This is a genomic window from Mycobacterium sp. NTMscope_Eco_3 (genome assembly GCF_976985685.1).
Map to the genome: position 1 here is coordinate 5,815,642 of NZ_CDRJYZ010000001.1, position 24,145 is coordinate 5,839,786.

The 24,145-nt window shown below is 69.2% G+C and carries 24 protein-coding genes and 1 pseudogene; 20 read left to right on the forward strand and 5 right to left on the reverse strand.

The features are described 5' to 3' along the window. The first annotated feature begins 100 nt into the window (after nucleotides 1-100). From ftsH to AC0KTM_RS27310, 17 genes are all read left to right on the forward strand, one after another. Nucleotides 101-2,530 (forward strand): ATP-dependent zinc metalloprotease FtsH, encoded by a 2,430-nt coding sequence (gene ftsH, locus AC0KTM_RS27230; RefSeq protein ID WP_472417222.1) that lies wholly within the window; start codon nucleotides 101-103, stop codon nucleotides 2,528-2,530. A 16-nt stretch (nucleotides 2,531-2,546) separates the two neighbouring features. Continuing rightward, on the forward strand, nucleotides 2,547-3,149 hold the full coding sequence (gene folE, locus AC0KTM_RS27235) for a GTP cyclohydrolase I FolE (protein ID WP_225326204.1): 603 nt from the start codon (nucleotides 2,547-2,549) through the stop codon (nucleotides 3,147-3,149). After that, nucleotides 3,146-3,997, forward strand: coding sequence for a dihydropteroate synthase (folP, locus tag AC0KTM_RS27240; protein ID WP_472417224.1), 852 nt, complete (start codon nucleotides 3,146-3,148; stop codon nucleotides 3,995-3,997). Before folE ends, folP begins: the two co-directional genes overlap by 4 nt. Then, the gene (folB, locus tag AC0KTM_RS27245) at nucleotides 3,990-4,376 is read left to right on the forward strand and encodes a dihydroneopterin aldolase (protein WP_472417226.1); all 387 of its coding nucleotides are present in this window, start codon (nucleotides 3,990-3,992) and stop codon (nucleotides 4,374-4,376) included. The genes folP and folB overlap by 8 nt, the downstream gene beginning before the upstream one ends. After that, the gene (gene folK / locus AC0KTM_RS27250) at nucleotides 4,373-4,891 is read left to right on the forward strand and encodes a 2-amino-4-hydroxy-6-hydroxymethyldihydropteridine diphosphokinase (RefSeq protein WP_472417228.1); all 519 of its coding nucleotides are present in this window, start codon (nucleotides 4,373-4,375) and stop codon (nucleotides 4,889-4,891) included. The genes folB and folK overlap by 4 nt, the downstream gene beginning before the upstream one ends. Beyond that, on the forward strand, nucleotides 4,891-5,367 hold the full coding sequence (locus AC0KTM_RS27255) for a DUF3180 domain-containing protein (protein ID WP_472417230.1): 477 nt from the start codon (nucleotides 4,891-4,893) through the stop codon (nucleotides 5,365-5,367). The genes folK and AC0KTM_RS27255 overlap by 1 nt, the downstream gene beginning before the upstream one ends. A gap of 86 nt (nucleotides 5,368-5,453) precedes the next feature. Further along, on the forward strand, nucleotides 5,454-6,848 hold the full coding sequence (locus tag AC0KTM_RS27260) for a DUF6779 domain-containing protein (RefSeq protein WP_472417232.1): 1,395 nt from the start codon (nucleotides 5,454-5,456) through the stop codon (nucleotides 6,846-6,848). A gap of 127 nt (nucleotides 6,849-6,975) precedes the next feature. Then, nucleotides 6,976-7,887: a Rossmann-like and DUF2520 domain-containing protein gene (locus AC0KTM_RS27265; protein WP_238955652.1), complete on the forward strand. Its 912-nt coding sequence runs from the start codon at nucleotides 6,976-6,978 to the stop codon at nucleotides 7,885-7,887. Then, nucleotides 7,884-8,822: a pantoate--beta-alanine ligase gene (panC, locus tag AC0KTM_RS27270; RefSeq protein WP_472417234.1), complete on the forward strand. Its 939-nt coding sequence runs from the start codon at nucleotides 7,884-7,886 to the stop codon at nucleotides 8,820-8,822. Before AC0KTM_RS27265 ends, panC begins: the two co-directional genes overlap by 4 nt. After that, entirely contained in the window at nucleotides 8,822-9,241 is a 420-nt protein-coding gene (panD, locus tag AC0KTM_RS27275) for an aspartate 1-decarboxylase (protein ID WP_225326321.1), read from the forward strand. Before panC ends, panD begins: the two co-directional genes overlap by 1 nt. A gap of 2 nt (nucleotides 9,242-9,243) precedes the next feature. Further along, nucleotides 9,244-10,068 (forward strand): type III pantothenate kinase, encoded by an 825-nt coding sequence (locus tag AC0KTM_RS27280; RefSeq protein WP_225326212.1) that lies wholly within the window; start codon nucleotides 9,244-9,246, stop codon nucleotides 10,066-10,068. Nucleotides 10,069-10,119: 51 nt separating this feature from the next. Next, nucleotides 10,120-11,613 (forward strand): lysine--tRNA ligase, encoded by a 1,494-nt coding sequence (gene lysS / locus AC0KTM_RS27285; protein WP_225326213.1) that lies wholly within the window; start codon nucleotides 10,120-10,122, stop codon nucleotides 11,611-11,613. A 130-nt stretch (nucleotides 11,614-11,743) separates the two neighbouring features. Then, on the forward strand, nucleotides 11,744-12,082 hold the full coding sequence (gene lsr2 / locus AC0KTM_RS27290; RefSeq protein WP_008263502.1) for a histone-like nucleoid-structuring protein Lsr2: 339 nt from the start codon (nucleotides 11,744-11,746) through the stop codon (nucleotides 12,080-12,082). Nucleotides 12,083-12,430: 348 nt separating this feature from the next. After that, the gene (clpC1, locus tag AC0KTM_RS27295) at nucleotides 12,431-14,974 is read left to right on the forward strand and encodes an ATP-dependent protease ATP-binding subunit ClpC (RefSeq protein ID WP_020821484.1); all 2,544 of its coding nucleotides are present in this window, start codon (nucleotides 12,431-12,433) and stop codon (nucleotides 14,972-14,974) included. 90 nt (nucleotides 14,975-15,064) lie between these two features. Further along, on the forward strand, nucleotides 15,065-15,274 hold the full coding sequence (locus tag AC0KTM_RS27300) for a CbtB domain-containing protein (RefSeq protein WP_238955655.1): 210 nt from the start codon (nucleotides 15,065-15,067) through the stop codon (nucleotides 15,272-15,274). A 9-nt stretch (nucleotides 15,275-15,283) separates the two neighbouring features. After that, nucleotides 15,284-16,060, forward strand: a complete 777-nt coding sequence (locus tag AC0KTM_RS27305) for a CbtA family protein (protein ID WP_238955656.1) — start codon at nucleotides 15,284-15,286, stop codon at nucleotides 16,058-16,060. Then, nucleotides 16,057-16,605 carry a histidine phosphatase family protein gene (locus AC0KTM_RS27310; protein WP_238955657.1) on the forward strand — a complete coding sequence of 183 codons (549 nt, stop codon included), beginning with the start codon at nucleotides 16,057-16,059 and terminating at the stop codon, nucleotides 16,603-16,605. The genes AC0KTM_RS27305 and AC0KTM_RS27310 overlap by 4 nt, the downstream gene beginning before the upstream one ends. Before the next feature lie 3 nt (nucleotides 16,606-16,608). On the opposite strand, the gene AC0KTM_RS27315 is transcribed toward AC0KTM_RS27310, so the two are convergent. Both AC0KTM_RS27315 and mhuD read right to left on the reverse strand, forming a co-directional pair. Further along, nucleotides 16,609-17,973 carry a class A beta-lactamase-related serine hydrolase gene (locus AC0KTM_RS27315; protein ID WP_238955658.1) on the reverse strand — a complete coding sequence of 455 codons (1,365 nt, stop codon included), beginning with the start codon at nucleotides 17,971-17,973 and terminating at the stop codon, nucleotides 16,609-16,611. Further along, the gene (mhuD, locus tag AC0KTM_RS27320) at nucleotides 17,948-18,268 is read right to left on the reverse strand and encodes a mycobilin-forming heme oxygenase MhuD (protein WP_003875625.1); all 321 of its coding nucleotides are present in this window, start codon (nucleotides 18,266-18,268) and stop codon (nucleotides 17,948-17,950) included. The genes AC0KTM_RS27315 and mhuD overlap by 26 nt, the downstream gene beginning before the upstream one ends. Nucleotides 18,269-18,329: 61 nt before the next feature. On the opposite strand from mhuD, the gene AC0KTM_RS27325 reads away from it, so the two are divergent. Next, the gene (locus AC0KTM_RS27325; protein ID WP_238955659.1) at nucleotides 18,330-19,100 is read left to right on the forward strand and encodes an alpha/beta fold hydrolase; all 771 of its coding nucleotides are present in this window, start codon (nucleotides 18,330-18,332) and stop codon (nucleotides 19,098-19,100) included. Nucleotides 19,101-19,104: 4 nt separating this feature from the next. Here AC0KTM_RS27325 and AC0KTM_RS27330 read toward each other — a convergent pair whose 3' ends face one another. Then, nucleotides 19,105-20,016 carry an HhH-GPD family protein gene (locus AC0KTM_RS27330; RefSeq protein ID WP_225326219.1) on the reverse strand — a complete coding sequence of 304 codons (912 nt, stop codon included), beginning with the start codon at nucleotides 20,014-20,016 and terminating at the stop codon, nucleotides 19,105-19,107. On the opposite strand from AC0KTM_RS27330, the gene AC0KTM_RS27335 reads away from it, so the two are divergent. Both AC0KTM_RS27335 and AC0KTM_RS27340 read left to right on the forward strand, forming a co-directional pair. Next, nucleotides 20,015-20,632: a carbonic anhydrase gene (locus tag AC0KTM_RS27335; RefSeq protein WP_225326220.1), complete on the forward strand. Its 618-nt coding sequence runs from the start codon at nucleotides 20,015-20,017 to the stop codon at nucleotides 20,630-20,632. The two genes, AC0KTM_RS27330 and AC0KTM_RS27335, sit on opposite strands and share 2 nt — an antisense overlap. 148 nt (nucleotides 20,633-20,780) lie before the next feature. Next, the gene (locus AC0KTM_RS27340) at nucleotides 20,781-21,584 is read left to right on the forward strand and encodes a hypothetical protein (protein WP_225326221.1); all 804 of its coding nucleotides are present in this window, start codon (nucleotides 20,781-20,783) and stop codon (nucleotides 21,582-21,584) included. 12 nt (nucleotides 21,585-21,596) lie between these two features. Here AC0KTM_RS27340 and disA read toward each other — a convergent pair whose 3' ends face one another. Next, a complete protein-coding gene (gene disA, locus AC0KTM_RS27345) occupies nucleotides 21,597-22,679 on the reverse strand; it encodes a DNA integrity scanning diadenylate cyclase DisA (protein WP_225326322.1) in 1,083 nt (360 codons plus the stop codon). Then, nucleotides 22,677-24,108: pseudogene (gene radA / locus AC0KTM_RS27350) on the reverse strand (DNA repair protein RadA); the annotation flags it as partial. The pseudogene radA and the gene disA, both read right to left, overlap by 3 nt. Nucleotides 24,109-24,145: the final 37 nt, after the last annotated feature.

Sequence of the window (24,145 nt, forward strand, 5' to 3'; positions counted from 1 at the left end):
CCCGGCTCTGCCGGAGCTGGCGATCGCCACAGGCGGTAGCCTGGACTGTTCCAGCTGCGTGTATATCGGGGAAGGACCTGGCCAGCAAGGCCGATGATTGATGAACCGGAAAAACGTTATTCGCACCATCACGGCGATCGCTGTCGTGGTGCTGCTCGGCTGGTCGTTCTTCTACTTCAGCGACGACACTCGCGGCTATAAGCCCGTCGACACGTCCGTGGCGATGTCCCAAATCAACGGCGACAACGTCAAAAGCGCACAAATCGACGATCGCGAACAACAGCTGCGCCTGACCCTGAAGAAGGGCAATGGCGACACGGACAATTCCGACAAGGTCATCACCAAATATCCCAGCGGGTATGCGGTCGACCTGTTCAACGCGCTGACCGCCAAGAACGCGAAGGTCAGCACCGTCGTCAACCAGGGCAGCATCCTCGGCGAGCTGTTGGTCTACGTCCTGCCGCTGCTGCTGCTGGTGGGGCTGTTCGTGATGTTCTCCCGCATGCAGGGCGGCGCCCGCATGGGCTTCGGATTCGGCAAATCGCGCGCCAAGCAGCTTTCCAAGGACATGCCCAAGACCACGTTCGCCGACGTCGCCGGCGTCGACGAGGCGGTCGAGGAGCTTTACGAGATCAAGGACTTCCTGCAGAACCCCGGTCGCTATCAGGCGCTGGGCGCCAAGATCCCCCGGGGCGTGCTGCTCTACGGCCCGCCCGGGACCGGTAAGACCCTGCTTGCCCGCGCGGTGGCCGGCGAGGCCGGCGTCCCGTTTTTCACCATCTCCGGCTCGGACTTCGTCGAGATGTTCGTCGGTGTCGGCGCGTCCCGGGTGCGCGATCTGTTCGACCAGGCCAAACAGAACAACCCGTGCATCATCTTCGTCGACGAGATCGACGCCGTGGGCCGCCAGCGCGGCGCGGGCCTGGGCGGCGGGCATGACGAGCGCGAGCAGACGCTGAACCAGTTGCTGGTCGAAATGGACGGGTTCGACCCGCGGGCCGGCGTCATCCTGATCGCGGCCACCAACCGGCCCGACATCCTGGACCCGGCGCTGCTGCGGCCCGGCCGCTTCGACCGGCAGATCCCGGTGTCCAACCCGGACCTGGCGGGTCGTAAAGCGGTGCTGGAGGTGCACTCCAAGGGCAAGCCGATCGGCCCGGACGCCGACCTTGCCGGGCTGGCCAAGCGGACCGTCGGCATGACCGGCGCCGACCTGGCCAACGTGATCAACGAGGCGGCGCTGCTCACCGCCCGGGAGAACGGCACCGTCATCACCAGCGCCGCCTTGGAAGAGGCGGTGGACCGGGTGATCGGCGGCCCGCGCCGCAAGGGCCGCATCATCAGCGAGCAGGAAAAGAAGATCACCGCCTATCACGAAGGCGGCCACACCCTGGCGGCCTGGGCGATGCCCGACATCGAGCCGATCTACAAGGTGACGATCCTGGCGCGGGGCCGCACCGGCGGGCACGCGGTGGCGGTGCCGGAGGAAGACAAGGGACTGCGGACCCGCTCGGAGATGATCGCGCAGTTGGTGTTTGCGATGGGCGGGCGCGCCGCCGAGGAGTTGGTTTTCCGGGAACCGACCACGGGCGCGGTGTCAGACATCGAGCAGGCCACCAAGATCGCGCGCGCCATGGTCACCGAATTCGGGATGAGCTCCAAACTTGGTGCGGTCAAATACGGTTCGGAACACGGCGACCCGTTCCTGGGCCGCACCATGGGAACGCAAGCGGACTATTCGCACGAGGTCGCCCGCGACATCGACGACGAGATCCGCAAGCTGATCGAGGCCGCGCACACCGAGGCGTGGGAGATCCTCACCGAATACCGCGACATCCTCGACACCCTGGCGGGCGAGCTGCTGGAAAAGGAAACCTTGCACCGGGCCGAGCTGGAAGGCATCTTCTCCGGCGTCGAAAAGCGCCCGCGGCTCACCATGTTCGACGACTTCGGTGGCCGCATCCCGTCGGACAAGCCGCCGATCAAGACCCCCGGCGAGCTGGCCATCGAGCGTGGCGAGCCCTGGCCGCCGCCCACCCCCGAGCCGGCCTTCAAGGCGGCCATCGCACGGGCCAGCGAAGCGGCACGACTGGAGGCCTCCCGAAACGCCAACGGCGGCAACGGTTCTCACGGGAGCCAGGGCAGCGGTAAGGGTGCGCCGCCCGGGCCCACCCAACCCGACTACGGCGCGCCGGCCGGTTGGCGCGCGCCGGGATGGCCGCCGCAGCAATCGCAGCAGCCGCAGCCCAACTATTGGCATCCGCCGGCACAGTCGCCCCAGCAGCCCTACTGGCAGCAACCGGCGCCCAGCTACCCGGGCCCGCAGCCGTATCCCGGACAGCAGGGCCACGCCGGCCACCAGCAGGGGTATCCGGGCGGGCCGGGTCGTGCCGGTCACCCGGGTCAGGCGCAGCCGTCGTACCCGCCGTATCCGCCGTATCCCCCACCGGGCCAGCCCGCCCCGGAGGGTGGCTCACCCGACCGGCAGGATGACGACGTAAGCCGGTCCAATCCGCCGGCCCACGGCTGAGCAAACGGAGGATTCGATGGCACTGCCGGACACCGCGATGTTCCAGATGCGGGTCTTCGACCAGGAGCGTGCCGAGGCCGCGGTCCGCGAGTTGCTGTGCGCGATCGGCGAAGACCCGGACCGGCACGGCCTGCGGGAAACCCCGGCCCGCGTGGCCCGCGCCTACCAGGAAATGTTCGCCGGGCTCTACACCGATCCGGACTCCGTGTTGAACACCATGTTCGACGAGGACCACGACGAGCTGGTGCTGGTCAAGGAAATCCCGCTGTACTCCACGTGCGAACACCACCTGGTGTCGTTCCACGGGGTGGCCCACGTCGGCTACATCCCGGGCAACGACGGCCGGGTCACCGGCCTGTCGAAGATCGCACGGCTGGTCGACCTGTACGCCAAGCGGCCCCAGGTGCAGGAACGGCTCACCAGCCAAATCGCCGACGCCCTGGTGAAAAAGCTCAATCCGCGCGGCGTGATCGTCGTGGTCGAGGCCGAGCACCTGTGCATGGCGATGCGCGGTGTCCGCAAACCCGGGGCGACGACCACGACCTCGGCGGTGCGCGGTCTGTTCAAAACCAACGCCGCTTCTCGAGCCGAAGCGCTCGACCTCATCCTGCGTAAGTGAGCCTGGCGCCTGTGCAGGTAATGGGAGTTCTGAACGTCACTGACGATTCGTTCTCCGACGGCGGCCGCTATCTCGATCCCGACAAAGCCGTGGCACAGGGACTGGCATTGGTCGCCGACGGCGCAAGCATCGTCGACGTCGGGGGGGAATCGACCCGCCCCGGCGCCACGCGCGTCGATTCCCGTGTCGAGACCTCCCGGGTCGCCCCCGTCATCAAAGAGCTTGCGTCACAAGGCGTTACGGTGAGCATCGACACGATGCACGCCGATGTCGCGCGGGCGGCGCTGGGCAGCGGCGCGCGGATCGTCAACGACGTGTCCGGCGGCCGGGCCGATCCCGCCATGGCGCCGCTGCTGGCCGAGGCGAAAGTGCCTTGGGTGCTGATGCATTGGCGCTCGGTTTCGGCCGAGCGTCCGCACGCGGCCCCGAGCTACCGCGACGTGGTCGCCGAGGTGCGCGCCGAGTTGCTGGCCAGCGTCGACGCCGCGGTGTCGGCCGGTGTCGATCCCGCCCAGCTGATGATCGATCCCGGGCTGGGATTCGCCAAGACGGCACAACACAATTGGGCGCTGCTGCATGCGTTGCCGCAATTGGTCGGCACCGGGATCCCGGTGCTGCTGGGCGCATCGCGCAAACGGTTCCTCGGTACGTTGTTGGCCGGGCCCGACGGCTCTCCGCGCCCGCCCGACGGGCGCGAGACGGCGACCGCGGTGATTTCCGCGCTGGCCGCGTTGCACGGGGCTTGGGGCGTGCGGGTGCACGACGTGCGCGCCACGGTCGATGCGCTCAAGGTCGTGGCGGCGTGGAACGACGAGACTCACACTGGGCTGGCTGAACACGATGGCTGATCGAATCGAGTTGCGCGGGTTGAAGGTTCGCGGACAACACGGGGTTTTCGACCACGAACGCGCGAACGGGCAGGACTTTGTCATCGACGTCACGGTGTGGATCGACCTGGCGTCGGCCGCCGCCACCGATGACCTCGTCGACACCTACGACTACGCCGCGCTGGCCCAGCTGGCGGCCGACGTCGTGGCGGGACCCGCGCGCAACCTGATCGAAACCGTCGGCGCCCAGATCGCCGATCAGGTGATGGACGACGAACGCGTGCACGCCGTCGAGGTGGTGGTGCACAAGCCGCAGGCCCCGATCCCGCAGCAGTTCGCCGACGTCTCGGTGGTGGTGCGGCGGTCGCGGCGGGGTCGAGGTTCGGTGGTGCCGTTATGACGCGTGTGGTGTTGTCCGTCGGCTCCAACCTGGGGGACCGGCTGGCGCGGTTGCAGTCGGTCGTCGACGGGCTGGGGGACACGGTGCTCGCCGTGTCGCCGGTGTACGAGACCGACCCCTGGGGCCGGGTGGATCAGGCGCCGTTCCTCAACGCGGTGCTGATCGCCGACGACCCGGCCTGCGACGGGCAGGGCTGGCTGGCCCGGGCGCAGGAGTTCGAGCGGGCGGCGGGCCGGGTCCGCGGCGAGCGCTGGGGGCCGCGCACCCTCGACGTCGATCTCATCGCCTGTTACGGGCAAACCGAGGTGACCTCCCGGGAGAACAACCTGACGCTGCCGCATCCGCTGGCCCATTTACGGGCCTTCGTGCTGATCCCGTGGCTGGCCGTCGACCCGGACGCGCGGCTGACCCTGGCCGGCGGTCCGCAACCGATCGCCGGCCTGCTCGCCCAGCTGGAAGATGCCGACCGCGAGGGTGTGCGGCCGACCAGCCTGACGCTCGAGCGCAAAACCTGATGGGACCCACCCGCAAGCGTGACCTGTCGGCCGCGGTGGTCGGCGCTGCCGTGCTGGCTTACCTGCTGGTCACGGGCCTGTACCGGTGGTTTCCCCCGATCACGGTGTTGACCGGCCTGTCGCTGCTGGCGGTGGCCATCGGCGAGGCGCTGTGGGCGCGCTACGTGCGCGCCAAGATCAGCGACGGCGAAATCGGCCCCGGTCCGGGCAGGCTGCACCCGCTCGCGGTGGCGCGCAGCCTGATGGTCGCCAAGGCCTCGGCCTGGGTGGGGGCGGTGATGCTGGGCTGGTGGGTGGGACTGCTGGTGTACTTCCTGCCGCGCCGGTCCTGGCTGCGGGCCGCCGCCGAGGACACCTCCGGAACGGTGGTGGCGGCCATCAGCGCGCTGGCATTGGTGGTTGCCGCGCTGTGGCTGCAACATTGCTGCAAGTCCCCGTACGACCCGACCGATCACGGCGAGGGCGCCGAAACCTAGGGCCGATCGAGTCGCGGATCAACCCACGTGAGAATCGCCGGAGTAGGGCGACACGCGGATTGACCTCGCGCAGGTACAGTCAGGCCATGACCGTTCTGTCCCGCGGCGCCCGGGTCCGGCGCGGCGGCCGCAGGCCGGGGTGGGTGCTCTTGACCGCGTTGCTGGTCCTCGCGATAGGTGCCAGTTCCGCATTGGTTTTCACCAATCGGGTGGAACTCCTCAAGCTCGCTGTGATCCTGGCGCTGTGGGCCGCGGTCGCCGGCGCCTTCGTGTCCGTGCTCTATCGCCGCCAAAGCGACGCCGACCAGGCCCGTGTCCGCGACCTCAAGTTGGTCTACGACCTCCAGCTCGACCGGGAGATCTCGGCCCGGCGCGAATACGAACTGACCGTGGAGTCCCAGCTGCGTCGCGAGCTGGCCTCGGAGCTGCGCGCCCAGGCCGCCGACGATCTGGCCGAGCTGCGCGCGGAGCTGAGCGCATTGCGCACCAGCCTGGAGATTCTGTTCGACACCGACCTCGCGCACCGCCCGGCCCTCGGGACGGTCGAGACCGAGCCGCAACCGGAGCGCGCGTACAGCGAGTGGGATCGCAACGGGGAGACCCCGCGCGACAACCCCGTCGATTGGGTGTCCAGCGATCGGGTCACGTCGGTGCCCCAGGACAACGCGCGGGGCCGCGCCGACGAGACGGCCATCATCGACGTGCCCGAAGAACCCCTGCTGCCGCCCCGCCAGCCGCCGCCACCCCGGCGGGAACGAGCCCGCTACCAGTACGAACCGGCCCAAGAACCCGCGTATCCGGCGCCGGATCCCGCCTACGCCGCACCGCAGGAGCCCACCTACACCGCACCGCCGGAGCCGCGGTTCGAACCTCGTCACCAACCGCCGCCGCCGGAACCGGAACCCGAACCGCAGCCCCCGCCGGAGCCCGAACCGCAACCGCAGGCGGAACGGCGACGCCAGGAATGGCAGCCGGCGGCCGCGGAAGGGCAGTGGTTGCCGCCCGGGGCGCCGGGCAGCAACTGGGCCGCGGCCGCCGCCGGCGAATCGGCGGGCGGGCGGCGGCGCGCACGGCATTCGGGCCCCGACGAATCCCGAGACGAACCCCGGGACGAAGCCTGGGACGGCCCGCCCGTCGAGCCACCACCCCCACCGCCCTACACCGAGTCCGGCCGCCGGGCGCGGTCCCGCCACTCGGCGGAATACCGCGACTACGGGATGCGCAATTTCGCTCCCGGCAGCGAGCCGCAGGCGCCGCCACCCCCGGCGCACCAGGGACCGCCCGCCGCCGCGCCCCCGCCACCGCGGCTGGCGCCACCGCCGGTACCGGAGCACGCGCCCCGGCACGGCGGCGAACCGCAGCCCGAGGACGCCGACGCCGTCGGCGAGAGCACCTCGACGGGCGGCCAGTCGGTCGCCGACTTGCTGGCCCGCCTGCAGGTGCAGCCCTCCGAAGGCGGCCGGCGCCGCAGACGTGAATAGCCGCCAAGGCGGAGCTGGGAGCTTCCTCACATTGGGAAACGCCTGGTAATCGACTAGAGTCTTTGTGACCGAACGGTACCCACCCGGTGGGACCGGAACGAACCAAGAATCTGTGAGGTCGTCTGCGATGGTGCAGTTCGACGGTCTGCGCCCGGCCAGGCTCAAGGTGGGAATCATCTCCGCCGGCCGGGTGGGCACCGCGCTCGGTGTCGCGCTGGAGCGCGCGGACCACGTCGTGGTGGCGTGCAGCGCCATCTCCCATGCGTCGCGGCAGCGGGCCCAGCGCCGGCTGCCCGACACCCCGGTGGCGACGCCGCCGGACGTCGCCGCCGCCGCCGAACTGCTGCTGCTCGCGGTTCCCGACGCCGAACTCGCCGGCCTGGTGTCCGGGCTGGCCGCGACCTCGGCGGTGCGGCCCGGCACCATCGTGGTCCACACGTCCGGCGCCAACGGGGTGGGCGTCCTCGCGCCGCTGGCCGAGCAGGGCTGCATCCCGCTGGCGATCCACCCGGCCATGACGTTCACCGGCTCCGACGAGGACATCAGCAGGCTGCCGGACACCTGCTTCGGCGTCACGGCGGCCGACGAGGTCGGATACGCGATCGGTCAATCGCTCGTCCTGGAGATGGGCGGAGAGCCGTTCTGCGTCGCCGAGGACGCCCGCGTCCTCTACCACGCGGCGCTGGCCCACGCGGGCAACCACATCGTGACCGTGCTCGCGGACGCCCTGGAGGCGTTGCGCGCCGCGCTGCGCGGCAGCGAGCTGCTCGGCCAGCAGTCCGTCGACGACCAGCCGGGCGGCATCGCCGAACGCATCGTCGGGCCGCTGGCCCGGGCCGCGCTGGAGAACACCCTGCAACGCGGGCAAGCCGCGCTCACCGGCCCGGTCGCGCGTGGCGACGCGGCCGCGGTCGCCGGGCATCTGGCCGCGCTCGCCCAGGTCGGACCCGAACTGGCGCAGGCGTATCGGGTGAATGCCCTGCGCACCGCCCAGCGCGCACGCGCTCCCCAAGACGTCGTCGAGGTGCTGGCGCCATGACCCCCGGCAAGCCCCCGGCCTTCAAGGCGGGCGAACTCAACCTGTACCCGAACCCGCGCGACGTCACCGACGTCAGCCGCGCCCTGCGCCACACCGGCCGCCGGGTGATGCTGGTGCCCACCATGGGCGCGCTGCACGACGGCCATCTGGCGCTGGTGCGTGCCGCCAAGCGGGTGCCCGGGTCGGTGGTCGTGGTCTCGATCTTCGTCAACCCGCTGCAATTCGGCGCCGGCGAGGATCTCGACGCCTATCCCCGGACCATGGACGACGACCTCGCGCTGCTGCGCGAAGAAGGCGTCGAAATCGTCTTCGCCCCAACGGCCACGGCGATGTACCCCGACGGTTTGCGCACCACGGTGCAGCCCGGGCCGCTGGCCGCCGAACTCGAGGGCCGCCACCGGCCCACCCATTTCGCCGGCGTGCTCACCGTCGTGTGCAAGCTGCTGCAGATCGTGCGCCCGGACCGGATCTTCTTCGGCGAGAAGGATTATCAGCAGCTGGTGATGATCCGCCAGATGGTCGCCGACCTCAACATCGACGTGCAGGTCGTCGGAGTGCCGACCGTGCGGGAAGGCGACGGGCTGGCGATGTCGTCGCGCAACCGCTATCTGGACCCCACGCAACGTGAACTGGCCGTGACGCTTTCGGCCGCGCTGACCGCCGCCGCCCATGCCGCCCACCGCGGCGGGGCGGCCGCGCTGGACGCGGCGCGCGCGGTGCTCGACGCCGTGCCCGCGCTCACGGTCGACTACCTCGAATTGCGCGACGCCGGGCTCGGTCCGGCGCCCGCCCACGGGTCGGCCCGGCTGCTGGTCGCGGCGCGGCTGGGTACCACCAGGCTGCTGGACAACGTCGAAATGCAGATCGAAACTCCCGCCGGCACCTCCGGGCCGGACGGTAATCACGAATACGCCCAATCACCTTGGAGGAACTGATGCTACGGACGATGCTCAGGTCGAAGATCCACCGGGCCACCGTCACGCAGGCCGACCTGCACTACGTGGGCTCGGTGACCATCGACGCCGATCTGATGGACGCCGCGGACCTGCTCGAAGGCGAACAGGTGACCATCGTCGACATCGACAACGGTGCCCGGCTCGTCACCTACGCCATCACCGGCGAACGCGGCAGCGGAGTGATCGGAATCAACGGTGCGGCAGCACATCTCGTCCACCCCGGCGATCTGGTGATCCTGATCGCGTACGGGACCATGGAGGAGGCGGAGGCCCGGACCTATCAGCCGCGGATCGTCTTCGTCGACGCCGACAACAAGCCGATCGACCTCGGCAACGACCCGGCGTTCGTGCCCGCAGACGCGGCCGAGCTGCTGGATCCCCGGATCGTTGCGCGGTAGCCGTGCTGCTGGCGATCGACGTCCGTAACACCCACACCGTCGTCGGGCTGATATCGGGCGCCAAAGAGCACGCAAACGTCGTGCAGCAGTGGAGGATTCGCACCGAAGCGGAAATCACCGCGGACGAATTGGCCCTGACCATCGACGGTTTGATCGGCGACGATTCCGAGCGGCTCACCGGCGCCGCCGCCCTGTCGACCGTCCCCTCGGTGCTGCACGAGGTGCGGCTCATGCTCGACCAGTACTGGCCGTCGGTGCCGCACGTGCTGATCGAGCCCGGGGTGCGCACGGGCATCCCGCTGCTGGTGGACAATCCCAAAGAGGTCGGCGCCGACCGAATAGTCAACTGCCTGGCGGCCTTTCACAAGTTCGGCACGGCCGCCATCGTCATCGACTTCGGATCCTCGATCTGCGTGGACGTCGTGTCGGCCAAGGGTGAGTTCCTCGGCGGCGCGATCGCGCCCGGGTTGCAGGTTTCCTCCGACGCCGCCGCGGCCCGCTCGGCCGCGCTGCGCCGAGTCGAGCTGACCCGACCCCGGTCCGTGATCGGCAAGAACACCGTCGAGTGCATGCAGGCCGGGGCGGTGTTCGGATTCGCCGGGCTGGTCGACGGCCTGGTCGGGCGCATCCGTGAGGACGTGGCGGGATTCGGCACCGACCTGGGAGATCAGGTCGCGATCGTGGCCACCGGACACACCGCGCCCCTGCTGCTGCCCGAGCTGCAAACCGTCAGCCACTACGAACAGCACCTGACCCTGCACGGCCTGCGGCTGGTCTTCGAACGCAACCGCGACGCCCAGCGCGGCCGGCTGAAGACGGCCCGCTAGGGCGGCCCGCCGGTCAAAGGCGCCACCAGAGTTGATTTAAGCTGGCACGTCGTGAGTGCCGACGACCTAGATATTCCCGAGCAGTACCGGATCCGCCGGGATAAGCGCGCTCGGCTGCTCGCCGAGGGGCGCGATCCCTACCCGGTCGCCGTCGAACGCACCCACACGTTGGCGCAGGTCCGCGCCGCCCACCCCGACCTGCCGGTCGACACGGCGACCGACGACCTCGTCGGCGTTGCGGGCCGGGTGATCTTCGCCCGCAACTCGGGAAAGCTCTGCTTCGCCACGCTGCAGGAGGGCGACGGCACCACCCTGCAAGTGATGGTCAGCCTCGACAAGGTGGGTCGTGATTCCCTCGACGCGTGGAAGGCCGACGTCGACCTGGGCGACATCGTCTACGTGCACGGCAACGTGATCAGCTCGCGGCGCGGCGAATTGTCCGTGCTGGCCGATTCGTGGCGGATGGCGTCCAAGTCGTTGCGCCCGCTGCCCGTCGCGCACAAGGAGATGAGTGAAGAAGCGCGGGTGCGGCAGCGCTACGTCGACCTGATCGTCCGCCCGCAGGCGCGCACCGTGGCCCGGCAGCGAATCGCGGTCATCCGCGCCATCCGCAACGCATTGGAACGGCGCGGCTTTCTCGAAGTCGAAACCCCGATGTTGCAGACGCTGGCCGGCGGCGCGGCCGCGCGGCCCTTCATCACCCATTCGAATGCGCTGGACATCGATCTCTACCTGAGGATCGCACCGGAACTGTTCCTCAAGCGCTGCGTCGTCGGTGGCTTCGACAGAGTTTTCGAACTAAATCGCGTGTTTCGAAACGAAGGTGCGGATTCCACGCATTCTCCCGAATTTTCCATGCTCGAGACCTACCAGGCCTACGGAACGTATGACGATTCGGCGGTAGTGACGCGCGAGCTTATTCAAGAGGTCGCCGACGAGGCGATCGGAACCAGACAACTACCGCTGCCCGACGGCAGTGTCTACGACATAGACGGAGAATGGGCTTCTATAGAAATGTACCCGTCGCTGTCGGCGGCGCTCGGTGAAGAGATCACACCGGAGGCGACGGTCGAAAAGCTGCTCGGAATCGCCGACCGGCTCGGTGTCGAGATTCCGCGTGACCGCGGCTACGGACACGGAAAGATCATCGAGGAACTGTGGGAGCACACGGTGGGCAACTCGCTCGTCGCACCCACGTTCGTGCGGGATTTCCCGGTCGAGACAACACCTTTGACGCGTCAGCACCGCAGCATCGCGGGCGTCACAGAGAAGTGGGACCTGTATGTGCGCGGAGTCGAACTGGCCACCGGGTACTCGGAGTTGAACGATCCGGTGGTGCAGCGGGAGAGGTTCGCCGACCAAGCGCGCGCTGCGGCCGCCGGCGACGACGAGGCCATGGTGCTCGACGAAGATTTTCTCGCCGCACTCGAGTATGCGATGCCGCCATGCACCGGAACGGGAATGGGTATCGACCGGTTGTTGATGACTTTGACCGGACTGTCAATTCGGGAGACAGTTTTGTTCCCCATTGTTCGCCCGCACTAGTAGTCGAAAAGCTCAACGCTGCAGCGTCCGTACAGATTGAGTATGCTGCGTTGTTATGGCACATTGGTGACCGGGGAGGTCGTTCCAATCTGCTCAGTAACTGCTCAGGACGAAATGCGAGGGTAAGCCAATGGCAAAAAAAGTGACCGTCACGTTGGTCGATGATTTCGACGGTGCCGGCGCAGCCGACGAAACGGTCGAATTCGGGCTTGACGGGGTGACCTATGAGATTGATCTTTCGTCCAAGAATGCCGCGAAACTTCGCGGAGATCTGAAGCAATGGGTGGAAGCCGGCCGCCGCGTCGGCGGCCGCCGGCGCGGGCGTTCCGGCTCGGGACGCGGCCGCGGCGCCATCGACCGCGAGCAGAGCGCAGCGATCCGCGAATGGGCTCGCCGGAACGGGCACAACGTGTCGACGCGCGGCCGCATCCCGGCCGACGTCATCGACGCGTTCCACGCGGCAACCTGACAGTCTTCGAACCGGCGCCCGGGTCCACGCCCGGGCGCCGGTTTGTCATTTCGCTGGGCGCGAAATGATCGACGGGCGTCCCGGGAAACGAATTGAGACTTTGCGACGTTTCCTCTCCGTACGGCGTCCATACGGCGCGTAACGCCGCAGGCAGTCGCAGGAGAGATTTACGGCCGGAAGGACCAAGTTGCGTCCGCAGCGAACGAGGCCGCACAAGGTTAGGCCCGCTGGCAAGCCGACCATTACAGTGGATGGCAGGTACGCGATTCCGGCCACAGGGAACCGGCAGGGTTGCTAGAAGGGCCGCTAACCAGTTTGTACCGATGTTGAGGGAGAGCAGGTAACCCGATGTTTGAAAGATTTACCGACCGTGCCCGCAGGGTCGTCGTCCTGGCGCAAGAAGAGGCCCGGATGCTCAACCACAACTACATCGGCACCGAGCACATCCTGCTGGGTTTGATTCACGAGGGCGAAGGCGTCGCCGCGAAGTCGCTGGAGTCGCTGGGCATCTCGCTCGAGGGCGTCCGCAGCCAGGTCGAGGAGATCATCGGCCAGGGCCAGCAGGCCCCGTCGGGCCACATCCCGTTCACCCCGCGCGCCAAGAAGGTTCTCGAGCTGAGCCTGCGCGAGGCGCTGCAACTCGGCCACAACTACATCGGCACCGAGCACATCCTGCTGGGCCTGATCCGTGAGGGTGAGGGCGTGGCGGCGCAGGTGCTGGTGAAGCTGGGCGCGGAGCTGACCCGGGTGCGCCAACAGGTCATCCAGCTGCTGAGCGGCTACCAGGGCAAGGAGGCCGCCGAGGCGGGCACCGGTGGCCGTGGCGGCGAGTCCGGCAGCCCGTCCACCTCGTTGGTGCTCGACCAGTTCGGCCGCAACCTGACCGCCGCCGCGATGGAAGGCAAGCTGGACCCGGTCATCGGCCGCGAGAAGGAAATCGAGCGGGTGATGCAGGTGCTGAGCCGGCGCACCAAGAACAACCCGGTGCTGATCGGCGAGCCCGGCGTCGGCAAGACCGCCGTCGTCGAGGGCCTGGCGCAGGCCATCGTGCACGGCGAGGTCCCGGAGACGCTGAAGGACAAGCAGCTCTACACCCTGGACCTGGGCTCGCTGGTCGCGGGCTCGCGCTACCGCGGTGACTTCGAGGAACGCCTGAAGAAGGTGCTCAAGGAGATCAACACCCGCGGCGACATCATCCTGTTCATCGACGAGCTGCACACCCTGGTGGGTGCCGGTGCCGCCGAGGGAGCGATCGACGCCGCGTCGATCCTTAAGCCCAAGCTGGCCCGCGGCGAGCTGCAGACGATCGGCGCCACCACGCTCGACGAGTACCGCAAGTACATCGAGAAGGACGCCGCCCTGGAGCGCCGCTTCCAGCCGGTGCAGGTCGGTGAGCCGACGGTGGAGCACACCATCGAGATCCTCAAGGGTCTGCGCGACCGCTACGAGGCGCACCACCGGGTCTCGATTACCGACCCGGCACTGGTCGCGGCGGCCACCCTGGCCGACCGCTACATCAACGACCGGTTCCTGCCGGACAAGGCGATCGACCTGATCGACGAGGCGGGCGCCCGGATGCGGATCCGCCGGATGACGGCGCCGCCAGACCTGCGCGAGTTCGATGAGAAGATCGCCGACGCGCGCCGGGAGAAGGAATCGGCGATCGACGCCCAGGACTTCGAGAAGGCGGCCAGCCTGCGGGATCGGGAGAAGCAGCTGGTGGCCCAGCGTGCCGAGCGCGAAAAGCAGTGGCGCTCCGGCGATCTCGACGTGGTCGCCGAGGTGGACGACGAGCAGATCGCCGAGGTGCTGGGCAACTGGACCGGCATCCCGGTGTTCAAGCTCACCGAGGCCGAGACCACCCGGTTGCTGCGCATGGAGGACGAGCTGCACAAGCGGATCATCGGCCAGGAGGACGCCGTCAAGGCCGTCTCCAAGGCGATCCGCCGCACCCGCGCCGGGCTGAAAGACCCCAAGCGCCCGTCGGGTTCGTTCATCTTCGCCGGCCCGTCCGGTGTCGGTAAGACCGAGCTGTCCAAGGCGCTGGCCAACTTCCTGTTCGGCGACGACGACGCGCTCATCCAGATCGACATGGGCGAGTTCCACGACCGGTTCACCGCGTCGCGGTTGTTCGGCGCCCCGCCGGGATACGTCGGCTACGAGGAGGGCGGCCAGCTCACCGAGAAGGTGCGCCGCAAGCCGTTCTCCGTGGTGCTGTTCGACGAGATCGAGAAGGCGCACCAGGAGATCTACAACAGCCTGTTGCAGGTCCTCGAGGACGGTCGGCTCACCGACGGTCAGGGCCGCACGGTGGACTTCAAGAACACCGTGCTGATCTTCACCTCGAACCTCGGCACGTCCGACATCTCCAAGCCGGTCGGCCTGGGCTTCACCCAGGGTGGCGGTGAGAACAACTACGAGCGGATGAAGCAGAAGGTCAACGACGAGCTGAAGAAGCACTTCCGCCCGGAGTTCCTCAACCGCATCGACGACATCATCGTGTTCCACCAGCTGACCCGCGACGAGATCATCCGGATGGTCGACCTGATGATCCAGCGCGTCGGCAACCAGCTCAAGAGCAAGGACATGGCGATGGAGCTGACCGACAAGGCCAAGGCATTGCTGGCCAAGCGCGGCTTCGACCCCGTGCTGGGTGCCCGTCCGCTGCGGCGCACCATCCAGCGCGAGATCGAGGACCAGCTCTCGGAGAAGATCCTCTTCGAGGAGGTCGGTCCCGGCCAGGTTGTCACGGTCGACGTCGACAACTGGGACGGCGAGAGCGCCGGCGAGGACGCGAAGTTCACCTTCACCGGCACCCGCAAGCCGCCGGCCGAGCCGGACCTGGCCAAGGCCGGGGCGCACGCCGCACCGCAGGCGCCGGACGCGCAGTAGGGTGAACCCGGCGGCGCGTGGATTGTGTGCCGCGTCGCAGGGTTCACACTTGCGCGTCGAGAAGGGCGTGCACCGCACAAGGAGGCTCTCGTGGCGAACTCCCAGGTAGCCCGCACCCGTTCGCTCGACCTGTCGGCGGCAAGCGCCGCGCTCTGGTTGGCGGCGACCGTCTTTCTCGCCTTGTTGGCGCTGTACTTCGTCGGCGTCGACCAGGGGGCGGTGTCGCTGTTCGGCAGCGACTCGCATGTGCACGAGTTCGTGCACGACGCGCGCCATCTCCTCGGCTTCCCCTGCCACTGAGCCGGTCTCGTGGAGAAACGCCTGATCGGGGGCGGACTTCTGGCGGGTGCCATCGGCGCGGTGCTGGCGTTCGTATTCGCCCGGCTGTGCGCCGAGCCCGTCATCGGCCGCGCGATCGCTTTTGAGGACGGCCGCACCGACGCCGAGAACGCGCACGGCGTGCACGAGCACGGCGCCGAGCTGTTCACCCGGACGGTGCAGGCCAACGCCGGGCTGGGATTCGGGGTGCTGCTCTTCGGCCTCGCCATGGGCGCCTTGTTCGCCGTGCTGTTCAGCGTCGTCTATGCCCGCACGAATCATGCGCGGCCGCAGGCGCTTTCGTTGCTCTTGGCGGCCGGGGCGTTCTGGGCGGTGTACGTGGTGCCGTTTCTGAAGTATCCGCCGAACCCGCCGGCGGTCGGCCAGTCCGACACGATCGGCGCGCGGACCGGCTGGTATCTGGTGATGGTGCTGGCGTCGATGGTGTTGGCGATCGGCGCGGCATGGCTGGCGCGTTCGCTCACCGCCCGCTTCGGGGTGGGGAACGCGCGGCTGCTGGCGGCCGGGTCCTATCTGGTGGCGATCGTCGTGGTGGCGGTGCTGCTGCCGGGCGTGGACGAGACGCCGGGACCGCTGCGCGACGCGGCGGGCGCCATCATCTATCCGGGTTTTCCCGCCGACGTCCTCTATGAGTTCAGGTTGGTATCGCTGGGGACTCAGCTGGTGCTGTGGGCGGGCATCGGCGCGGTCTTCTCCGTGGTGGCGTCCCGGCTGCTGAGTGAGCGCGCCCCGAGCACCGCGGCGTGACGCAGGTCGTCCGGCTGACGCTCGTCTCGCACGCGATGACCGCTGCGATGGCGGCCGGGCGGTTTCCCGCCGACGAGCCGCTCAACGACGTCGGCCGCCGCCAGGCCAAAGCCGTGACCGACGAAATCCCCGCTGGGGCACGCTATTTCGTCGCACCCGAGCGGCGCGCTCGGGAGACGGCGGCGTTGCTGGGCCTGCAATCCGTCACGGAGCCGCGGCTCTCCGACCTCGATTGCGGGCGGTGGCGAGGCATGGCGCTCGGGGACGTGCCCCCCGGGGAGCTCGAGGCGTGGCTGACCGATCCCACCCAGGCGCCGCACGGCGGCGAGTCGATCACCGACCTCGTCGACCGGGTGGCCGGCTGGTTGAAGTCGTTGACCGCCAACACCTCACCCGCGGTGGCGGTGACGCACCCCGCGGTGATCCGGGCGGCGATCCTGGCGGCGCTGGGCATCCCGCCGGCGTCGTTCTGGCGCATCGACGTCGCACCGGCGGGCCGCGTCCTCATGCATTTCCGCGACGAACGCTGGACGCTGCGGTTGTGACAGCTACTTCGGCGCGATCAACGCGAAGGCCTGCTTGGCGACCTGCAGCATCCAGCCGGTCACGGTCGGCCCGTGATCGCGCGGCCAGGTCAGCTGGAAGCTGACCACCCACGGCTGGCGCGTCTTGTCGACGGCGTACCAGCTGAACGTCAAATCACCCGGCAGGCCACCGGCTTTCGCGCCGATGTAGGGCCACACGTTGCGGTCCAGCTGGATACCCGCGACCGCGGACAGGATCTCGCGCACCGGAGCCGCCGCGCCGACCGCGTCGGCCTGCAGCGCCGCGTGAACCCGGCAGATGTCCTCGGCGTTGCCGTACCACTCCGCGCCGTACGAGGACGCGGGCGAGTGAGCGCGCATCGGATCCGGGTCGTACGGCGTGGAATTCGCTTGCTCCAGCAGCTGGGCCCGCACTTGCGGGGACCCGTGCTCCCATTGGTCGCGCAGGTCGGGTCTGCCCCAGCCGACCGAGAAAAGCTCGTACATGGTGGGGAAGGGCGTCATGCTGGCCGGGTCGTGATGGCCGGCCGTGGCGAGCGCTTCGGAGATGGCGTGCGTGCCCATCTTTTCGATCAGCAGATCGGTTGCCATGTTGTCGCTGGTGGCGATCATCTTCTCGGCGGCCTTGCGGACCGAGACGTGGGCGCCGGCGGGCAGCGCCAGACCCGACGAGCCGACGGCCCGGCTCTTGTCGGCGACGGTCAGCTGGTCATCCCAGGACACCGTGCCGTTTTTGATGGCGCCGGCCAGGGCGTGCAACACGTACAGCTTGAAAATCGATGCCAGCGGCAGGGATTCGCGGGTGTTGGTGCCCGCCACCGGGTTGCAGTGGCCGTCATCGACCTTGGCGACCTGATAGGAGTAGCGCGCGCCGGTCTTGCTCAGCACCGCGTCGATGTCCTGCCACGACCTGACCGTGGGCGCCCGGGTGTCCAGGTCGAACCGGTCCACCCACCCGCCGTCGTCGGTGTGGATCCGGATGTCTTGGCGGGCACCGTAAGACGACGTCAGGTGCAGCGTGGCCACGCTCGCACCGATGTCCACGCCGTCCAGGCTGAACGGACGATCCCACCACAGCGCCTCCATGGTGGTTTCCACCGACTCGACCTTGTCGGCAGCGGCCAGCGTGCCGACCCCGACCGGCCCGATGGGCCAATCCGAGTTGAGCATGTCCAACGTCTGCTGGGCCCGGATGCCGGGCGGGGTCCGGGTGTCGATTTGGCGTCCCGCGTTCGCCGCGTTCGCCTGCGGCGAGGGGGAGGGGGCGCAACCGGGCGCCGAGGTCACGATCAGTGTGGTGGCGGCGCTCAGCGCCAGCGCGCGGCGCCAGGCCGACCGCCCGCTAGCCAGCCTGCTTGTTTGCGGCAACGTCCAGCACAACCTCGAATTCCAGCAGGGACGCCCCGGTCGCCACCGGGTTGGCCCGATGGCCGGCGTGGGCCTCGATGGCGGGACCCTTCGCCCACGCCTGGAACGCCTCATCGGACTCCCAGTGCGTCACCACGAAGTAGCGGTCCTCGCCCTGGACCGGACGCAGCAACTGGAAGCCGAGGAAGCCGGGCTGATTCTCCACCGCATGCGCGCGGTGGGCGAACCGCTTCTCCAGTTCGGGGCCGGCGTCGGCGGGAACTTCGATTGCGTTGATCTTCACCACTGGCGGCATGCCGCTAGGCTACCCCGCCCCCCGCACCGTTCAACGAGGGCGGTCCACGCAAGATGGTGGCATGCCCAGCGATTTGTTGACTCGCCGCGGGGGGCGCGGCGAACCATTGGTGCTGGTGCACGGTCTGATGGGGCGCGGGACCACGTGGACGCGTCAACTGCCGTGGCTGACCCGCTTGGGCACCGTCTACAGCTACGACGCGCTGTGGCATCGGGGACGCGACGTCAACGATCCGCACCCGATCAGCACCGAGCGGTTCGTGGCCGACCTGGGTGATGCGGTGAGCGCGTTGGGCGCGCGGGTCAGGATTGTCGGGCATTCGATGGGTGCCCTGCACGCGTGGTGCCTGGCCGCCGAGCGCCCCGAACTTGTTTCCGCCCTGGTGCTCGAGGACATGGCGCCGGACTTCCGTGGCCGCACCACCGGCCCGTGGGAGCCGTGGCTGCACGCGCTTCCGGTCGAATTCGATTCCGTCGAGCAGGTGTTCGCCGAATTCGGGCCCGTCGCCGGGCAGTATTTCCTGGAGGCGTTCGACCGCACCGAAACCGGCTGGCGGCTGCACGGGCACACCTCGCGATGGATCGAGATCGCCGCGGAATGGGGTACCCGCGACTACTGGGCGCAGTGGCGGGCGGTGCGTGTGCCGTCGCTGCTCATCGAGGCCGGCAACTCGGTCACCCCGCCGGGCCAGATGCAACGGATGGCCGAAAGCGCCACCGCGGCAACGTATTTGCAGGTTCCGCAGGCGGGTCACCTGATCCACGACGAAGCGCCCGAGGAATACCGCGCAGCGGTGGAGGCTTTCCTGGCCGCGCCGGATTCGCGGGCCTGACGCGCTACTCCTCGCCGGCCAGCGCGAACCGGCCGTCGCGGGTCTGCGTCACCAGACCGTCGGCGAGCAGCGAATACAGCGCCCGGTCGCGCTGCGCGGTATCGGTCAGCCACGCGACATCCAGCTCGGCCCTGGTGGCCGGGGAATCCTTGGCGCGCAACACATCCAGCAACCGGCCGCGGACCTGCCGGTCGGTGCCCGCGTAGGTCTGGACGCGTCGCGGCGGTCCTTGCGCGGCGGGAAAGCCCGCGTGCCGCCAGGCGCACCGGCCCAGCGGACACAGCCCGCACCGCGGGGCGCGCGCGGTGCACACCGTCGCTCCCAGCTCCATCAGCGCGACGGAGAACTGCGGTGCGGTTTCGTCGTCGGGCAGCAGCGCGGCCACGTCGGCGTGGTCACGGTTCGCCGACGGCGCGCCCGCGTCGGCCAGGCCGTGCACGACGCGCGCCACCACCCGGCGCACGTTGGTGTCGACCACCGGCACCCGCCGGCGATAGGCGAAGCAGGCGACGGCGCGCGCCGTGTAGCTGCCGACGCCGGGCAGCGTCAGCAGCGTGTCGACGTCATCGGGAACGACGTCGTCGTGATCGCGCGCGATGACGGTGGCGCACTCGTGTAAACGCTTGGCCCGCCGCGGATAACCCAGCTTGCCCCAGGCGCGCAACACATCCGCGGCGCTGGCAGCGGCCGTCGCCGACGGGGTCGGCCAGCGCCGCACCCAGTCCGACCAGATCGGCAACACCCGGGCCACCGGCGTTTGCTGCAACATGAACTCGCTGACCAGGATCTGCCAGGCGCTGACCCCGGGCTCTCGCCAGGGCAGGTCGCGGCGGGATCGCTCATACCAGGCCAAAAGATTGGTAACTGGTATGTATGCCGGGCCGGGCTCTGGGTGTTCCGGCATGATGGCAGCCATGCCTAACACCAGTCCGGTAACCGCATGGAAGTCACTCAAAGAGGGTAACGAGCGATTCGTCGCCGGTAAGCCGCAGCATCCCAGCCAAAGTGTTGAGCACCGGGCCAGCCTGGCCGCCGGTCAGAGTCCCACCGCGGTCGTGTTCGGCTGCTCGGACAGCCGGGTCGCCGCCGAGCTCATCTTCGATCAGGGCCTGGGCGACATGTTCGTGGTGCGCACCGCGGGGCAGGCCATCGACACCGCGGTCCTGGGTTCCATCGAGTTCGCGGTGAGCGTGCTCAACGTGCCCCTCATCGTCGTGCTGGGTCACGACAGCTGCGGCGCGATCAAGGCCGCCCTGGGCGCGATCGATGAGGGATCCATCCCCGGCGGTTTCGTGCGCGATGTGGTGGAGCGGGTGGCTCCGTCCATCCTCATGGGCCGCCGCGACGGCCTGAGCCGCGTCGAAGAGTTCGTGGAACGACACGTGCGCGAAACCGTGGCGCAGCTCGTGTCGCGGTCCACGGCGATCGCCGAGCGCATCGCCGACGGCACGGTGGCGGTCGCCGGTGTCACCTACCACCTCGCCGACGGGCAGGCGGCGTTGTGCGACCACGTCGGCGACATCGGCGAATAAGCGGCGAATAGGCGGCGAATAGCGGGCCGGATCGCGGGCGAATGGGGCACGCGATCGGCCGCCACTAACACGGCGATTGGCCGGCAAACCTAGCGACACGCCGAGTCGGGTCAGCCAAATCGGCGTGACCTGGGCCTACGCTGCGAACGTGCTCGATCTGGAACCGCGTGGCCCGCTACCCACCGAGATCTATTGGCGGCGCAGAGGCCTGGCCGTGGGCATCGCGGTCGTCGTGATCGGGATCGTGGCCGCCACCGTCATCGCGTTCATGGGACACAGCTCGGGCGCCAAGCCCGCCAGCACCGACAAGCCGAACTCCGCTCAGAGCAAGCCGGGATCGCCTGCGCCCCAGGCGCCCCCACCGGCGGGACCGGAAAGCCCCGCGCCGGGGGCGCCGCCGGCGCAGGGCCAGAGCCCCGAGACGCCCACCCCCACCGCCGCCGTGCAGCCGCCGCCGGTGCTGAAGGAGGGCGACGACTGCCCCGACTCGACGCTGGCGGTCAAGGGCCTGACCAACGCGCCCCAGTACTTCATCGGTGACCAGCCGAAGTTCACCATGGTCGTCACCAACATCGGGCTGGTCGCCTGCAAGCGCGACGTCGGCGCCGCGGTGCTGGCGGCCTACGTCTACTCGCTGGACAACAAGCGGCTGTGGTCGAACCTGGACTGCGCGCCGTCCAACGAGACACTGATCAAGACCTTCACGCCGGGCGAGCAGGTGACCACCGCGGTGACCTGGACGGGCATGGGTTCGGCGCCGCACTGCCCGCTGCCGCGGCCGGCGATCGGGCCGGGCACCTACAACCTGGTCGTACAGCTGGGCAACCTGCGCTCGATGCCGGTGCCGTTCATCATGAACCAGCCCCCACCGCCGCCGGGCCCCGTGCCCGGGCCGGGCCAGCCCGGGGCCGTGCCGCAGCCGGAGGCCCCGCCGATGCCCCCGGCCGGCTGAGCCCAACGCGTATCAGCTCAGTGAGTCGGTGATCGTCGACTCCGCCAGCTGCGAGAGGCCCTCCCGCACGTGGCGCGCCCACATCGCGCCGATGCCGTCGACCGATTGCAGGTCGCTGGCGCTGGCCGCCAGCACGTTCTGCAGCGTCCCGAACGAGCGGACCAGCAGGTCGGCGTGGGCGAACTGCAACCGGGGGATGCCGGCCAGCGCGCGGTAGCCACGCGGGCTGACCGCCGAATCCTGCGCCTCCGTCGTCGTCGGGTAGCCGAAAACCTTTGCCAGAGCGGTGAAGTCGAGCAGCTCGGTATCCGAGAGCGCATCCAGCTCGTCCAGCGTCGCGGTCATCTGCGCTTCGGACAGCGGTTCCGGGCTGGCGTGGTAGTCCCGCACCATCAACCCCCGGGCGATGTCGTTGCCGCCCAGCAGTTCGTCGAGTTGCAGCCGCAGCTGGCGCCCGTCGGTGCCGAGTTCGACCACGTCGTTGTCGATCACCTGGCCGATCCGCCGGACCAGCTCGAGCCGCTGCACCACCGTCAGGACGTCGCGCAGGGTGACGAAGTCCTCGATCTCGGCCCGCGATAGCTGCCGGCTGACCTCGTCGAGCCTGATCTTGTACCGCTCGAGGGTGGCGATGGCCTGATTGGCCCGCGACAGGATGGTCGCGGAATCTGCGACGACGTGACGCTCCCCGCCCACGTACACCGTCACGATGTTCATCGAGTGGCTCACCGAGATCACCGGGTATCCGGTCTGGATCGCCGCCCGCTCCGCCGAGCGGTGCCGAGTCCCCGACTCATCGGTGGCGATCGACGGATCGGGAACCAGCTGCACGTTGGCCCGCACGATGCGGCTGCCGTCGGTGGACAGCACCACGGCGCCGTCCATCTTTGCCAGCTCGCGCAGCCGGGTCGGCGCGTAACGCACGTCCAGGGCGAAGCCGCCGTCGCAGATGGCTTCGACGTTTTCGTCGTTGCCGAGCACGATCAGCGCGCCGGTGCGGCCGCGCAGGATGCGTTCCAGACCGTCGCGCAGCCCGGTCCCCGGTGCCAGGCGGGCAACGGTGTCACGCAACGTCGGACGGGTCACAGCGTGCATTCTGCGGCCCATCGCGTCATGCGTCCAGCCGGTACGGCTTGGCGGGCCCGCCGCGGCGGCCGGCGATGTCGATCATGTGCTCGAGCGCCGCGCCGATGGTGGGCGCCCGCAGCGCCCGCATCCCGCGCGGCACGATGTCGCTCCGCGGGTCGTCGCCGTCCGGGATGAGCGCGATGGTGAAGCCCTGCCGCGCGGCCTCGCTCAGCCGCCGCTCCATGCCGCTGACCCGCCGCAGGTCCCCGGCCAGTCCCACCTCGCCGATCATCACCGCGGTGGTGGGCAGCGGCAGATCGGCCAGCGCGGAGGCCAGCGCGACCGCGACCGCTAGATCCGATGACGGGTCGGTCAGCCGCATGCCGCCGACGGTAGACAGGTAGATGTCGTGGGCGGCGACGGGCAACTTGGCGTGCTTTTCCAGCACGGCGGTGATCATCGCGGCCCGCGAATTGTCGATGCCGCTGACGGCGCGGCGCGGCGAGCCGCCCGACGGCGTCGCCAGCAGCGCCTGCACTTCGCCGATGAGCGGACGTTTGCCGTCGAGCGTCACCGTGATCGCGGTGCCGGGGACCGGCGCCGGGCGCTGATCCAGGAACAGGTTCGACGGATCGGCGACGCCTTCGATCCCGTTGTCGTGCAACAGGAAACACCCGACCTCGTCGGCGGCGCCGAACCGGTTCTTGATGCCCCGGACCATCCGCAGCGAGCCGTTGCGGTCACCCTCGAAGTGCAGGACCACATCGACGAGGTGCTCGAGGGAACGCGGCCCCGCGATGGCCCCGTCCTTGGTGACGTGTCCGACGAGGATCAGCGCGACCCCGTTGGCCTTGGCCGCGGCCGTCAGCGCCGACGTCACCGCGCGCACCTGCGTGACGCCGCCGGCGACGCCGTCGGCCTCGGTGGTGGACATGGTCTGCACCGAGTCCACGATCACCAGCGCGGGCTTGACCGTGGCGATGTGCTCGAGCACCGTGTGCAGGTCGGATTCGGCCGCCAGGTACACCTCGTCCCCGCCGCAGCCGATGCGGTCGGCGCGCAGCCGGATCTGGCCGGCGGACTCCTCACCGGAGATGTACAGCGCGCGGCGGCCGGACTCCGCGCAGCGGTGGGCGACCTCGAGCAACAGCGTCGACTTGCCCACGCCCGGATCGCCCGCCAGCAGCGTGACCGAGCCGGGAACCACGCCGCCGCCGAGCACCCGGTCGAGTTCGTCTACGCCCGTCGTGCGGTGCTGGCTGGCGCCCGGCTCGATGGATGTGATCGGCACGGCCTGCGACCCGGCCGCCCGGGCGGCGCGGCGCCCGGCGACGGTACTGAGCACCGGGACCTCGTCAACGGTGCCCCAGGTGCCGCACTCGAGGCAGCGGCCGACCCACTTCGCGGTGACGTGCCGGCATTCCGAGCAGCGGTATTGCGAGCGCGCGGTTGCCACGTGATGACGGTATCGAGCCGCTACGACAAGCCCCCGT

Coding starts and splice junctions, on each gene's coding strand:
- ftsH (WP_472417222.1), top strand. CDS start 101: ATGAACCGGAAAAACGTTATTCGCACCATCACGGCGATCGCTGTCGTG.
- folE (WP_225326204.1), top strand. CDS start 2,547: ATGGCACTGCCGGACACCGCGATGTTCCAGATGCGGGTCTTCGACCAG.
- folB (WP_472417226.1), top strand. CDS start 3,990: ATGGCTGATCGAATCGAGTTGCGCGGGTTGAAGGTTCGCGGACAACAC.
- folK (WP_472417228.1), top strand. CDS start 4,373: ATGACGCGTGTGGTGTTGTCCGTCGGCTCCAACCTGGGGGACCGGCTG.
- AC0KTM_RS27255 (WP_472417230.1), top strand. CDS start 4,891: ATGGGACCCACCCGCAAGCGTGACCTGTCGGCCGCGGTGGTCGGCGCT.
- AC0KTM_RS27260 (WP_472417232.1), top strand. CDS start 5,454: ATGACCGTTCTGTCCCGCGGCGCCCGGGTCCGGCGCGGCGGCCGCAGG.
- AC0KTM_RS27265 (WP_238955652.1), top strand. CDS start 6,976: ATGGTGCAGTTCGACGGTCTGCGCCCGGCCAGGCTCAAGGTGGGAATC.
- panC (WP_472417234.1), top strand. CDS start 7,884: ATGACCCCCGGCAAGCCCCCGGCCTTCAAGGCGGGCGAACTCAACCTG.
- panD (WP_225326321.1), top strand. CDS start 8,822: ATGCTACGGACGATGCTCAGGTCGAAGATCCACCGGGCCACCGTCACG.
- lsr2 (WP_008263502.1), top strand. CDS start 11,744: ATGGCAAAAAAAGTGACCGTCACGTTGGTCGATGATTTCGACGGTGCC.
- clpC1 (WP_020821484.1), top strand. CDS start 12,431: ATGTTTGAAAGATTTACCGACCGTGCCCGCAGGGTCGTCGTCCTGGCG.
- mhuD (WP_003875625.1), bottom strand. CDS start 18,268: ATGCCGCCAGTGGTGAAGATCAACGCAATCGAAGTTCCCGCCGACGCC.
- AC0KTM_RS27325 (WP_238955659.1), top strand. CDS start 18,330: ATGCCCAGCGATTTGTTGACTCGCCGCGGGGGGCGCGGCGAACCATTG.
- AC0KTM_RS27335 (WP_225326220.1), top strand. CDS start 20,015: ATGCCTAACACCAGTCCGGTAACCGCATGGAAGTCACTCAAAGAGGGT.
- AC0KTM_RS27330 (WP_225326219.1), bottom strand. CDS start 20,016: ATGGCTGCCATCATGCCGGAACACCCAGAGCCCGGCCCGGCATACATA.
- disA (WP_225326322.1), bottom strand. CDS start 22,679: ATGCACGCTGTGACCCGTCCGACGTTGCGTGACACCGTTGCCCGCCTG.